The sequence below is a fragment of the Stenotrophomonas sp. GbtcB23 genome (genome assembly GCF_019091045.1).
Lineage (GTDB): Bacteria > Pseudomonadota > Gammaproteobacteria > Xanthomonadales > Xanthomonadaceae > Stenotrophomonas > Stenotrophomonas rhizophila_A.
On record NZ_JAGXKC010000028.1, the window covers coordinates 18,633 to 31,567 of the forward strand.

The following is a 12,935-nucleotide window of genomic DNA, read 5'->3' on the forward strand; positions in this document are numbered from 1 at the left end:
CGGTGGTCCGCTGGCGTTGATTCATCCGTTGCGCCAAGCGCAGCGGACTGACAGTCCGCTCTACCGGCGTGGTCTGCAGGGTGCGTTTTTTCAGGGCGCCTTCGGCGGCGCCCATTCCTTCATGAAAGCGAAGAAGCGTTCGCGGTTGTAGCCCTTCGGCTGGCCCTTGTCGGCCTCCAGCTCGCCGGTGAACTGCGAATGCAGGAGCGCGCCCTGCGCATCCAGCACGAACAGGTGCGGGTAGCCCTTGATCTGCGGGAACTGCGACAGGAACGCGGCGTTCTCGTTGTCTTCGCTGTAGTTGACCTTCATCCAGACGTAGTTGGCATCGCGGAAGCTGCGGATCTCCGCATCACCCTCGATGAACGCATCCAGCAGGTGGCACCACGAGCACCACTCCCCACCCACGTCCAGCACGATCCGCTTGCCGCCACGCTGGGCCTCGACCTTGGCCGTGGCCAGGTCGGCGACCGGGTCGCGGGCCGGATCGAACTGCGCGTTGAGCCCGGCAACCGCGGCGACATCCGCCGCGGCCGGGGTGTTGCCCGAGGCCACCGGCTGGCTGGGATCGGCCACCGGTGCTTTCTGTTCGGTGGTGTCCACCGGCTGCGCAGGCGCCGCGGTGGGTGCCGACGGCGAGCAGGCGGCCAGCAGGCCGGCCACGATCATCGGGGACCACCAGGTGTTCATGCGCATGGCGGGCCTCACTTGACGCCGTGCATCAGCTTGTTGATCAGCGGGGCGATCAGGAACAGCACCGCGCCCGAACCAATCAACGCCCAGAAACCGAAGGTGTAGCCCTTCAGCGCAGACTCGACGGTCATGCCGCCTTCGCCGCTCACCGCGCCGGCAAAGATGCCCGACAGGTTGTTGCCGATGCCGGTGGACAGGAACCAGCCGCCCATGCCGAAGCCGACCAGGCGCACCGGTGCCAGCTTGGTCACCATCGACAGACCGATCGGCGACAGGCACAGCTCACCGACCGACTGGATGACGTAGACCATGAACAGCGTCCAGAACGGGATCTTGCCGTCCACGACCATCGACGACAGTGCCAGCATCAGCAGCGCGAAGGCCGCGCCGTTGAACAGCAGGCCCAGACCGAACTTGCGCGGAATGGATGGATTGGCACGGCCCAGCTTGATCCAGGTCCAGGCCACGATCGGGGCCAGGGTGATGATCGCCACCGAGTTGACCGACTGGAACCACGCCGTCGGGAAGGTCCAGCCACCCAGGTTGCGGTTGACGATGTTGTCGGCCAGGAAGGTGAAGGAGCTGCCGGCCTGTTCGAAGAACATCCAGAACATGACGTTGAAGGCGAAGATGATCAGCATCGCGATCACGCGGTCGCGCTGCACCTTGCCCTCGCGGATGCCTTCCACCAGCAGCAGCACCGCCAGCGCCACGAACAGCACCCCGAGGATCCAGGCCAGCGCGGTGGCGCCGGTGGACAGCAGGAAGTAGGCGACCGGAATGGCGACCAGCGAACCGATGAACACCATCACCACGCGGCCCATGCCTTCGGCACCGACCGGCGGTGCACCGATTCCCTTCAGGCCGGCGCGGCCGACGTAGAACCACACCAGGCTGAGCAGCATGCCGATGCCCGAGGCGATGAACACCATCTTGTAGGACGGCATCGCTTCGGTACCGAAGACCTTCTCGGCCAGGAACTGGGTAAGCACCGGGGCGATCATCGCGCCGACGTTGATGCCCATGTAGAAGATGGTGAAGCCCGAATCGCGGCGCTCATCCTTCAGGCCGTACAGCTTGCCGACCATGGTGGAGATGTTCGGCTTGAACAGGCCGTTGCCGATGATGATCGTGGCCAGGCCGAACTCGAACACTTCCTTGTTGGGCATGGCCACCATGAACAGACCGGCGGCCATGATCACCGCGCCGGTCAGGATCGAGCGCTGGTACCCCAGCACCCGGTCGGCCACGTAGCCACCGAAGATGGCCGCGGCATAGACCAGGGCCAGGTAGGCACCGTAGGTGCGGCTGGCCGCAGCCTGCCCGGCCGCGTCGCCGTCGAAGAACTGGGCCACGATGTACAGCACCAGCGCCCAGCGGATCCCGTAGAACGCGAAGCGCTCCCAGAACTCGGTCATGAACAGCATCCACAGCGGGCGCGGGTGGCCCAGCGTGGTCTTGAACTCCGGCAACGCCGGTTCGGGAACGGATTTCGCGGCGGCGTCTACGCTCATGCGGGATTCCTGGGTTCGGTGGAAGACATGCACGTCCGATGTGCGAAACAACGCGGGAGAATCCCAGAACAACGGCGTTCACGTCAAATACACACCGATGTGTGCAGCTGGCCGCATGGTCGCTGAACTTGCATCTGCAACTACCGCCGCGCAGCCGCCAGCGCAGCAACGGCGGGGCTTCCCGCACCGTACGGTGGATGCCACGGGAATACATGAATAGGCCCGGGAACCGGCCCGCCGGCTCAGGCGTCCGGCGGCATCGGGTCGTCGTTGCGGATCGTGGTGCGCACCTGGAACAGTTCCGGGAAGAAGGTCAGCTCCAGCGCCTGGCGCAGGAACCCCACCCCGCTGGAACCGCCGGTGCCGCGCTTGAACCCGATCACCCGCATCACGGTGCGCATGTGGCGGAAGCGCCAGAGCTGGAAGGCGGTTTCCAGGTCCACCAGGTCCTCGCACAGCGCGTACTCGCGCCAGTAGCGGTCGGTGTTCTGGTAGATCCGCTCGAACACCGGATGCAGCGCATCGTCGGCCACGTGCGGCTGCCGCCAGTCGCGATCCAGGTAGCCGGCCGGAATGGCGTGGCCGAAGCGGGCCAGGTAGCGCAGGAATTCCTCGTACAGGCTGGGCGCGTCCAGCACCTGCTGCAGCTGCGCCTGGCCTTCCGGGTCGTGCGAGAACACCTGCAGCATCTGCGCGTTCTTGTTGCCCAGCAGGAACTCGATGTAGCGGTACTGCAGCGACTGGAAGCCCGACGACGGGCCGAGCACGTCGCGGAACCCCATGTATTCCGACGGGGTCAGCGTTTCCAGCACCGACCACTGTTCGGTCAGCTGGCGCAGCACCAGCTTGCTGCGCGCCAGCACCTTCTGGCACTGCCAGACCTGGTCGCGCTGCAGGAAGCCGATCGCCGCACGCAGCTCATGCCCCAGCAGCTTCAGCCACAGCTCCGAGGTCTGGTGCTGGATGATGAAGAGCATCTCGTCGTGGTGGGGCGGATTGGACAGCGGCTGCTGCGCCGAGAGCAGCTGGTCCAGCCGCAGGTAGCCGCCGTAGGTCAGGCGCCCCTCCAGGTCGGTGTGGATACCGGCTTCAAGGTCGCGTTGGTTCTTGTCGACAGACATGGCGGGGGCCGCTGGAGGGGGCCAAAAGGGTAGCGCACCGCCTGCACCTGCGGGGGGCGTCTGCCATGCGCAGGCGTGTGGTGGGCGGGCGGGGACCGGATTCTGCGCGGCAAGCCGGTGAGGCCCTGCCCCCGCCCCCCCTCCGGCACGGTCCGCTCATGCCCCGTTGATACAACTGAATACGTTGAAGCCATTGGCCTTCCGGGCCCCTGATGGGGTATACCGGGCCGATGTCCCCCGGGACAGTTGCTGCGCCGCAGGACGGCTTTTTCGTACGCCTTCCTTAACATGGCAATTCATATCATTTGTAACTTCCTGTCGAAGGTGCAGTACGCAATGACGGTTGCCGCTGAGTTCAAGATCGAATACCTGCAGTACCTGGACACGGACGGCACGCTCGTCCGCGATGACCTGCCCGAAGCCCTGCGCGACCCGCGCGCGCTGCTGCCGATGTTCAAGCAGATGCTGTTCGTGCGCGTGTTCGACGGCAAGTCGATCGCGTTGCAGCGCACCGGCAAGCTGGGTACCTACGCCGCCTGCCTGGGCCACGAAGCCGCGCATGTCGGCATCGGCGCTTCCATGCAGAAGGATGACGTGTTTGCCCCGTCCTACCGCGAGTACGGCGCGATGTTCATGCGTGGCGTGCGGCCGCGCGACGTCCTGATGTACTGGGGCGGCGACGAGCGTGGCAACGACTACGGCGGCAACGCGGCCAAGGACTTCCCGTTCTGCGTGCCGATTTCCACCCAGTGCCTGCACGCCGCCGGCGCGGCGCTGAAGTTCAAGCTCAACCAGGAAAAGCAGATCGCCGTGGCCGTCTGCGGTGACGGCGGCAGCTCCAAGACCGACTTCTATGCCGCACTGAACTCGGCCGGTGCCTACAAGCTCCCGCTGATTCTGTGCATCGTCAACAACGGCTGGGCCATCTCGGTTCCGCGTTCGGCCCAGACCGGTGCCGAAACGCTGGCGCAGAAGGGCCTGGCCGGTGGCCTGCACTGCCTGCAGGTGGACGGCAACGACCTGATCGCGGTGATGGCCGCCATGCTGCAGGCGCGCGATCGCGCGCTGGCCGGCGATGGCGGCACCGTGCTGGAACTGATGACCTACCGCCTGTCCGACCACACCACCGCCGATGACGCGCGCCGCTACCGCGACGATGCCGAGGTCAAGGATGCTTGGCAGCGCGAGCCGATGCTGCGCCTGCGCAAGTACCTGATCGGTGCCGGCGTGTGGAGCGAGGAAGAGGAACAGGCCTGGACCGTGGAGTGCGGCAAGCGCGTGGATGAAGAGGTGAACCTGTACCTCAACACCCCGGTGCAGCCGGTCGAGGCGATGTTCGACTTCCTGTATGCCGATCCGCCGCAGGACCTGCTGGCCCAGCGCGCACAGGCGATTGCTTTGGAGCAGCGCCATGGATGAGATCAAGAACGGCGCGCCCGGCGCGCAGACCAACGCCGCCGACAGCGCTGCCATCGCGCGCGGAGAAGAGAGCATGACCACCACGCCCATCACCCTCATCGAAGCCATCACCCAGGCGCTGGCGTGGGAGCTGGAACACGACAAATCGGTGCTGGTGCTGGGTGAGGACGTCGGCGTCAACGGCGGCGTGTTCCGCGCCACCGCCGGCCTGCAGCAGCGCTTCGGCGCCGACCGCATCCTGGACACCCCGCTGGATGAAACCACCATCGCCGGCCTGACCATCGGCCTGGCCGCGCAGGGCATGAAGCCGGTGGCCGAAGCCCAGTTCGATGGCTTCATGTACCCGATGGTGGACCACATCATCTGCCACGCCGCGCGCCTGCGCTACCGCACCCGTGGCCGCCTGCACTGCCCGATGGTGCTGCGCGTGCCGTGGGGCGGTGGCATCCGCGCGCCGGAACACCACAGCGAAGCCAACGAGGCGATCTTCACCAACGTGCCGGGCCTGCGCGTGGTGCTGCCGTCCTCGCCGCAGCGCGCCTATGGCCTGCTGCTGGCCGCGATCCGCGAACCGGATCCGGTGATCTACATGGAACCCAAGCGCATCTACCGCCAGTACAAGGAAGTGGTGGTCAACGATGGCGAAGCGCTGCCGCTGGACGTCTGCTTCGTGCTGCGCGACGGCACCGACGTGACCCTGGTGACCTGGGGCGCGCAGGTGAAGGAAGCGCTGGAAGCGGCCGACAAGCTGGCCGGCGAAGGCATCAGTGCCGAAGTGATCGACGTGGCCACGCTGCGCCCGCTCGACTTCGCCACCATCGCCGAATCGGTGGCCAAGACCGGCCGCTGCGTGATCGTGCAGGAGGCCCCCAAGACCGCGGGCTTCGGCGCCGAGATCGCCGCGCGCCTGGCCGAGGAATCGCTGTACGACCTGCTGGCACCGGTCGAACGTGTCACCGGCTACGACACCCACATTCCGCTGTTCCGCCTGGAAATGAAGTACCTGCCCAGCGTGGACCGGATCGTGAGCGCGGCCAAACGCGCGGTGGCGGCGGGCTGACATGCGGGCCAGACTTCTGGGCCCGTACCGCAGCCAGTACCCCAACCCGCTCCGGTTCCGCACCGGCCAGATCGTCGAACTGGGTGTTCGTGACGAGGAATGGCCGGCGTTTGCCTGGGTACGCACCGATGACGGGCGTGCCGGCTGGGCACCGGTGGCGTGGTTGCAGCTGCTGGACGATGGCCGCGCAGAGGCCCTGCGCGACTACGACGCCCGCGAACTGGACGTGGACAGCGGTGAAATGGTCAAGCTGCATCATGAACACGGCGGCTGGTGGTGGTCCGAACGCGCGAACGGCGCGACGGGCTGGCTGCCGGCCCGCGATCTCGAACTGCTGGAAGAGAACTGCACATGAGTGAGAACAAGAATTTCCACCTGCCCGACCTCGGCGAAGGCCTGCCCGACGCGACGATCGTCGAGTGGTTCGTCAAGGAAGGCGACGTGATCACGCTGGACGAGCCGCTGGTCTCGATGGAGACCGCGAAGGCGGTGGTGGAAGTGCCCTCGCCGTTCTCCGGCAAGGTACTGAAGCTGGCCGGCGGCGCCGGCGACATCATTCCCACCGGCAGCGTGCTGGCCCAGTTCGAACTGGACCCGAACCTGCCGCAGCGCGCCGACGGCCAGGACACCGGCCACAGCCATGGCCATGCTGCCCCGGCGGCCACCCCGAGCACCGGCCAGCCCGCCCCGGCCCAGCCGGACAAGGTGGTGGCGTCCGATGACGGTGGCGAGATCGCCAAGCCGGGCGCCGATCGCGATGACGCCGGCACCGTGGTCGGCGCGATGCAGAGCTCCAATGCCGTGCACGCCGAACAGGCGGTGGCGGTCGGCGGGGTCAAGGCCGTGCCGGCCGTGCGTGCCACCGCGCGCAAGCTGGGCGTGGACCTGGGCCGCGTGCGCGCCACCGGTGCCGATGGCGCGGTGACCATGGCCGACGTCAAGCAGGCCGCCGCCGATGGCAGCGCCAAGGTCGGCGCCACGCCGGCGGCATCGGCCGCTGCACCTGCAGCCGCTGCCCCGGTGGCCGCTGCCGCACCGGTCTCCCGCGCTGCCGATGCCCGCGCCCCGTTGTCGGCTGCGGGCAAGCCGATGCGTACCCAGCCGCCGGGCGTGGTGGCCAAGGGCCAGCCGGAACCGCTGAAGGGCGTGCGCCGCAACATGGCGCGGGTGATGGCCGACGCGCACAGCAAGGTCGTGCCGACCACGCTGAACGACGATGCCGACATCCACGCCTGGGTGCCGGGTAACGACGTCACCGCCCGCCTGGTGCGCGCCATCGTGGTGGGCTGCCAGAAGGTGCCGGCGCTCAATGCCTGGTTCGATGGCGATGCGCTGACCCGCACCCTGCACGCGCACGTGGACGTGGGCATCGCGGTGGACACCGACGACGGCCTGTTCGTGCCCGCCCTGCGCAATGCCGACGTGCTGGATGCGCGTGGCATCCGCGAAGGCGTGAACCGCCTGCGTGAGCAGGTGGAAGCGCGCTCGATCGCAGCCTCCGAGCTGAGCGGCTACACCATCTCGCTGTCCAACTTCGGCATGTTCGCCGGCCGCTACGCGACCCCGGTCGTGGTGCCGCCGTGCGTGGCCATCGTCGGTGCCGGGCGCGCCCGCCACCAGATGACCCCGGTGATGGGCGGCGTGGAAGCGCACAAGGTGATCCCGCTGTCGGTCACGTTCGACCACCGCGCTGCCACCGGCGGTGAAGCGGCGCGCTTCCTGCGCGCGATGCTGGACGACCTGGCCCTGGCGAACTGATCCACCCGCCCGGATGTGTCTGATGCGATGACGGCCACCCCAGGGTGGCCGTCATCATTTTCAAGCATGGCGGATCACGCCAGTTGGGCGGATCCGATCACATGGACGCCAGGCTGTGGTTGCAGTGCCGCTTCGACCATCGCAGCGGCGATGCGCTCGGCGGGATTGATCCGCCACGCGCGGGGAAGCACCGGCCCCAGCGCGCCCAGTACCAGGCTGGCCAGGTGCTCGCCGGTGCGGCGTTCGCTGCGCTCGCCGCCGATCAGCCCCGGTCGCACCAGGGTCAGCGACGGGTAGCCGAGACCGCGCAGGTCCTGCTCCAGCCTTCCCTTCACCTGGTTGTAGAAGATCCGCGAGCCCGGGTCCGCCCCCATCGCCGAATTCAACACGAATGCATGCGCACCACGTGCCCGCGCCTGCGTCGCCACCTGGAGCGGGTAGTCATGGTCGATCCGGGCAAACACCTCGCGGCTGCCGGCCTGCCGGATCGTGCTGCCCAAGGCGCAGATCACCGCGTCCACCGCCCACCAGTCCGCCTCCAGCGGCAGCTGCTCGAAGTCCACCACCGGATTGAGCAGCGCGGGGTTGGACGTTCCCAGCGGACGCCGTGTCGGCGCCACCACCGCGTCGCAACGCGCGTCGTCCAGGAGGTGTTGCAGCACCTGCCCGCCGACCAGCCCGGTCGCGCCCACCAGCATCACCTTCATCGCATACTCCTGCCGTCCGATTCCCTACCATCGTGGCACAGCGCCGGGTTCAAGCCCGCGACACCGCCGCCGATACTGTTCCAACGTCTCCCCCCGTCCGGCGCCCGCAGCCGGTGACCCACCAGGACCCGCCGCATGAAGGACCCGCAGGACGCTCTTCCCAGCCCCAGCCCCGGCACCGCCGTGGGTCGGCTGCTGTTGCGCCGGCAGGCGAAAGACAGCGCGGCCGGCGCGGCAGCGGACGCCCCCGCGCTCAAGGGCGGCAGCAGCGCGATGCTGCAGCGCCTGTTCGCCGGGGCCGACCAGCCCGGACCGCTGCTGGCCGCGTTCGCCCACGGCATGTCCACCCTGCCCGGCGAGCTGGGCGACATGGGCCTGCGCCTGCAGTCGGCGCAGCGCAGTGCCGACTGGGTCAGCTATGGCCGCGCCATGCGCCAGCTGATCGACAAGTACATCCGCACCATCGAACAGGACAGCCCCGACGGCCAGCCCGACAGCCTGCGCCTGCGCGAGCTGCTGCGCCTGACCCTGGGCGTGACCGTGGCCAGCCTGCTGCAGAACATGCCCGAGCTGAAGGACGAGCCGGTGCAGTTGGCCGCCGACCTGCGCCAATGGCATCCCGGCCAGCCACTGCAGCCGCTGGAGCTGCGGCTGCGCGAACTGACCCACCAGATCGGCGTGCGCAGTGATGGCTGGCAGGAACAGCAGGAACTGCTGCTGAGCCTGTTCGACCTGCTGCTGGACAACATCGGCGAGCTGCTCGACGACAGCAGCTGGCTGCACGGCCAGGTGCATGCGGTGCGCGCGCTGATCAGCGGGCCACTGGACCGCGACTCGGTCGAACAGGCGCGCGCCAACCTGCGCGAGGTGATCTACAAGCAGGGCCTGCTCAAGCAGGGCATCGTCGAATCCAAGGCGGCCATGAAGAGTCTGATGGGCGGCTTCATCGAACGCCTGGACGGGATGGCGGTCAGTACCGGCGAGTACCACGACCGGATCAGCAGCTATGCGCTCGCGCTGAAGGAGGCGCGCAGCATCGCCGATCTCAACCAGCTGCTGCAGGACGTGCTGCAGGACACCGGGCGTGTGCAGGAGCAGGCCTTGCAGGCGCGCGACCATCTGGGCAACGCGCGCCGCGAGGTCGAGCAGGCCGAGGCACGCATTGCCGAACTCGAACAGGAACTGCGCGATGTGTCCGGGCTGGTGCGCACCGATCCGCTGACCGGCGCGCTCAACCGGCGCGGCTTTGACGAGCTGCTGGAACGCGAGCTGGCCCGCGCGGAGCGGCACTCACACCCGCTGGCGCTGGCGCTGCTGGACCTGGACGATTTCCACCAGACCAACAGCAGCTACGGGCATCCCGGTGGCGACGCGATCCTGCGCCACCTGGTCACGGTCTGCCAGCTGCTGCTGCGCAGTACCGACACCATTGCGCGTATCGGTGGTGACGAGTTCGTGCTGCTGATGCCGGAAACCCCGGGCGCGGACAGCATGTCCACCGTGCTGCGCCTGCAGCGCTCGCTGGCGCAGCGGCCGGTGGAGCTGGACGGGCACCGGGTGCTGGTGCACTTCAGCGCGGGCCTGAGCCAGTGGCAGCCGGGTGAAACCGGCGAGGCCCTGTTGAAGCGCGCGGATGCGGCGCTGTATGCGGCCAAACGCGTAGGCAAGAACCGCGTCCAGGCTGGGTGAATACCGCCACGCAACTCGATGGTGACCGGTGACCGTGGACCGATGGTACCGTTGGGTTGTCATTGTGTTGCGTGGTCAATGCGCCGGCGTCTTCCCACGCATCTTCCGGAACGCGGTCACCGCCGCCAGCACGATCGCACCGGCCACCACGCCCACCACCAGGTTCGCGCCCGCTTCCACCAGCCAGCCCCACGGCGCGACCTTGCCGGCGATCCCCAGCACGAAGTGATGCACCGCCGGCACGTTGTGCACCAGGATGCCACCGCCGACCAGGAACATGGCCAGGGTGCCGGCCACCGACAGAAACTTCATCAGCCAGGGCGCCGACGCCACCAGGCCACGGCCGAATGCCGCCATCGCCCCACCCTTCTTCGACAGGTACAGGCCCGCGTCGTCCAGCTTCACGATGCCGGCCACCAGCCCGTAGACGAACACCGTCATGCCCAAGGCAATCACCACCAGCGCGGTGACCTGGTTGAGGAACGGCGCAGCCGATACCACGCCCAGCGACAACACGATGATTTCGGCCGACAGGATGAAGTCGGTGCGGATCGCGCCCTTCACCTTGTCCTTCTCCCACGCCACCATGTCGACCTTCTCGTCGGCCAGCGCCTTGAGCCGCGCCGCCTTCTGCTGTTCGTCTTCCTCCGGCGAATGCAGGAAACGGTGCGCCAGCTTTTCCACGCCTTCGTAGCAGAGGAACGCGCCGCCGATCATCATCAGCGGCACCACGATCGGGATCGGATAGCCCTTGCCCTTGAGCCAGGCTTCCAGTGCGCTGATCGCCAGCGCCGCCGGCACCAGGATCGCCTTGTTCACCAGCGAGCCCTTGGCCACCGCCCACACCACCGGCAGTTCCCGGTTCGCATTGACCCCGGTCACCTGCTGCGCGTTCAGCGCCAGGTCGTCGCCCAGCACGCCGGCGGTCTTCTTGGCCGCCACCTTGGTCAATATCGAAACGTCGTCCAGCAGGGCGGCAATATCGTCGAGCAACGCAAACAGGCTGGCACCGGCCATGGCAATCCAGAAATCAGAGGGTGGCGCCGATTCTGACCGATCCGGGCACGTTCGTGGAAGATCGGCCGGATTCACCGCCCCACCACCGCCCTGCGGCGACACTGCCGATCTGTCCTGCCCCGGAGCCCTGCTTGAATACCACGCCCGTTGTTCCCGGCTCGCCGTCGCTGGTCAAAGGCATGAACCGCCGCAGCCAGATCCTGCGCCTGCTGCTGCGCTACCGCCATTCCGGGGTGTTTTCCGGGATGAACCTGGATTCGCGCGCGGTCCACGACCTGCCGCCGGAGGGCAACCCCGAGCAGTTCGTCACCGACCTGGAATCGCTAGGCCCGACCTTCGTCAAGCTCGGCCAGATGCTCTCCACCCGCCCGGACATGGTGCCGGTGGAATTCGCCACCGCGCTGGAGCGGATGCAGGAAAAGGTCGCGCCGATCCCGGTCGAGCGCATCTACACCATCATCGAACAGGAGCTGGGCGCGCCCGTATCCAAGCTGTTTTCCAGCTTCGACCCGGTGCCGTTGGGCTGCGCGTCCATCGCGCAGGTGCACCGCGCGCAGCTGCATGATGGCCGCGAAGTGGCGGTAAAGGTACAGAAGCCGGAAGTGGCAGCGCAGCTGCGCTCGGACCTGGAGGTACTGCGCAGCTTCGCATTGGCCGCCGACCACCTCACCCAGGTGGGACGCCGGGTACGCCTGCGCGACTGGCTGAACGAGTTCGCCAAGACGCTCATGCAGGAACTGGACTACCAGGCCGAAGCCGAGAACCTGCAGCGCTTCGGCCAGCACCTGCGTCCGTTCAAGCCGCTGTGGGTGCCGCAGCCGATCTGGGACTACTGCAGCCACCGCGTGCTGACCATGGAGCTGGCGCAGGGCGTGCGCGTGGATATGATTCCCGACGTGCGCCGCACCGAAGAGCCGATGGCACCGCTGGCGGCGGCGCTGATCCGTGGCTACATCGACCAGATCTTCGTGCATGGTGAGATCCATGCCGATCCCCATCCGGGCAACCTGCGGGTCACACCCGAAGGCCGGTTGGCGATCTTCGACCTGGGCATGGTGGCGCACATGCCGCCGCGCCTGCGCGAGCGGCTGTTGAAACTGCTGTTTGCCGCCGTGGACGGGCGCGGCGAAGAAGTGGCCGACGAGATCATCGGCATCAGCACGCGACTGGAAGCCTTCGACGAAGAGCGCTACCTGCGCGAAACCGGCCAGGTCATCGCGCGCTATGCCGCCAGCGGCACGTTCTCGGAAGGCCGCGTGGTGCTGGATCTGGTACGCATTGCCACCGCCAGCGGGCTGCGCACGCCGCCGGAGCTGAGCCTGCTGGGCAAGGCGCTGCTGAATCTGGAGACGGTGTGCCGGCTGCTGTCGCCGGACCTGGATACGCGCCGCATCGTCGAGCGCCAGCTGCAGCACGTCATGCGCGCGCGCCTGAAGAAGTCGCTGTCGGCGGCCAACCTGGCCAGCGAGGCGATGGAAGTGCAACAGCTGCTTCGCGAGGGCCCGCGCAAGATGTCGGACATCCTGGCGTTGCTGGCCGAGAACCGCCTGCAGATGAAAGTCACCGGGCTGGAAGAATCCCGGCTGATGGAAAACCTGCAGAAGATCGCCAACCGCGTGTCGGCGGGCATTGTCACTGCAGCCTTGATTCTTGCTGCAGCGATGATGATGAAGGTCGATACCGGGTGGCACCTGTTCGGGTATCCGGCCATCGCATTCACGTTGATGCTGATCGGTGTATTCCTTGGCCTGGGCATCATCCTCAGTGCATTGCTGTTTGATCGGCGCGCACGTTCAAGGGAAGAACGCGGGCATCGGTAGACGCCAGCGCCCATGCCAGGTGATGAGGACGGCACGCGAAAGCGTGCCGTCCTCACGTGCGTTTTACCCTTTCCACTGCAATGCGGTGTAAGCGCTAACAGCGTGTTTCCAACAAACATTTCAGTCAGGTTCGTGCA

The 12,935-nt window shown here is 67.3% G+C and carries 10 protein-coding genes and 1 pseudogene; 6 read left to right on the top strand and 5 right to left on the bottom strand.

The window, feature by feature from the left end; all coding sequences use genetic code 11:
• Positions 1–90: 90 nt before the first annotated feature.
• The 3 genes from KVS69_RS12565 to KVS69_RS12575 all read right to left on the bottom strand — a co-directional run bounded on the left by KVS69_RS12565 (position 91) and on the right by KVS69_RS12575 (position 3,328).
• Positions 91–696 carry a thioredoxin family protein gene (locus KVS69_RS12565; protein WP_184125921.1) on the bottom strand — a complete coding sequence of 202 codons (606 nt, stop codon included), beginning with the start codon at positions 694–696 and terminating at the stop codon, positions 91–93.
• An 8-nt stretch (positions 697–704) separates the two neighbouring features.
• Complete coding sequence (locus KVS69_RS12570) at positions 705–2,207, bottom strand: oligopeptide:H+ symporter (protein WP_068854309.1); 1,503 nt, start codon at positions 2,205–2,207, stop codon at positions 705–707.
• A 242-nt stretch (positions 2,208–2,449) separates the two neighbouring features.
• Entirely contained in the window at positions 2,450–3,328 is an 879-nt protein-coding gene (locus KVS69_RS12575; RefSeq protein ID WP_217538317.1) for a tryptophan 2,3-dioxygenase family protein, read from the bottom strand.
• Between the two features lie 336 nt (positions 3,329–3,664).
• Between KVS69_RS12575 and pdhA the strand changes: the two genes are divergently transcribed.
• Genes pdhA through KVS69_RS12595 form a run of 4 tightly spaced genes read left to right on the top strand, consistent with a single transcriptional unit; the run spans position 3,665 to position 7,565 of the window.
• Entirely contained in the window at positions 3,665–4,747 is a 1,083-nt protein-coding gene (gene pdhA, locus KVS69_RS12580) for a pyruvate dehydrogenase (acetyl-transferring) E1 component subunit alpha (protein ID WP_095363161.1), read from the top strand.
• A complete protein-coding gene (locus KVS69_RS12585; RefSeq protein ID WP_068854312.1) occupies positions 4,740–5,807 on the top strand; it encodes an alpha-ketoacid dehydrogenase subunit beta in 1,068 nt (355 codons plus the stop codon). The genes pdhA and KVS69_RS12585 overlap by 8 nt, the downstream gene beginning before the upstream one ends.
• Position 5,808: 1 nt before the next feature.
• A complete protein-coding gene (locus KVS69_RS12590; protein ID WP_068854313.1) occupies positions 5,809–6,162 on the top strand; it encodes an SH3 domain-containing protein in 354 nt (117 codons plus the stop codon).
• Positions 6,159–7,565, top strand: a complete 1,407-nt coding sequence (locus KVS69_RS12595; protein ID WP_217538319.1) for a dihydrolipoamide acetyltransferase family protein — start codon at positions 6,159–6,161, stop codon at positions 7,563–7,565. The genes KVS69_RS12590 and KVS69_RS12595 overlap by 4 nt, the downstream gene beginning before the upstream one ends.
• Positions 7,566–7,639: 74 nt before the next feature.
• On the opposite strand, the gene KVS69_RS12600 is transcribed toward KVS69_RS12595, so the two are convergent.
• Positions 7,640–8,272 (bottom strand): NAD-dependent dehydratase, encoded by a 633-nt coding sequence (locus KVS69_RS12600; protein ID WP_217538321.1) that lies wholly within the window; start codon positions 8,270–8,272, stop codon positions 7,640–7,642.
• A 135-nt stretch (positions 8,273–8,407) separates the two neighbouring features.
• Here KVS69_RS12600 and KVS69_RS12605 point away from each other — a divergent pair, with 135 nt between their 5' ends.
• Complete coding sequence (locus tag KVS69_RS12605) at positions 8,408–9,961, top strand: GGDEF domain-containing protein (protein WP_217538323.1); 1,554 nt, start codon at positions 8,408–8,410, stop codon at positions 9,959–9,961.
• A gap of 75 nt (positions 9,962–10,036) precedes the next feature.
• Here KVS69_RS12605 and KVS69_RS12610 read toward each other — a convergent pair whose 3' ends face one another.
• Complete coding sequence (locus tag KVS69_RS12610; protein ID WP_217538325.1) at positions 10,037–10,978, bottom strand: DUF808 domain-containing protein; 942 nt, start codon at positions 10,976–10,978, stop codon at positions 10,037–10,039.
• A 164-nt stretch (positions 10,979–11,142) separates the two neighbouring features.
• Between KVS69_RS12610 and KVS69_RS12615 the strand changes: the two are divergent.
• A pseudogene (locus KVS69_RS12615) lies at positions 11,143–12,798 on the top strand (AarF/UbiB family protein); the annotation flags it as partial.
• Between the last annotated feature and the right edge of the window lie 137 nt (positions 12,799–12,935).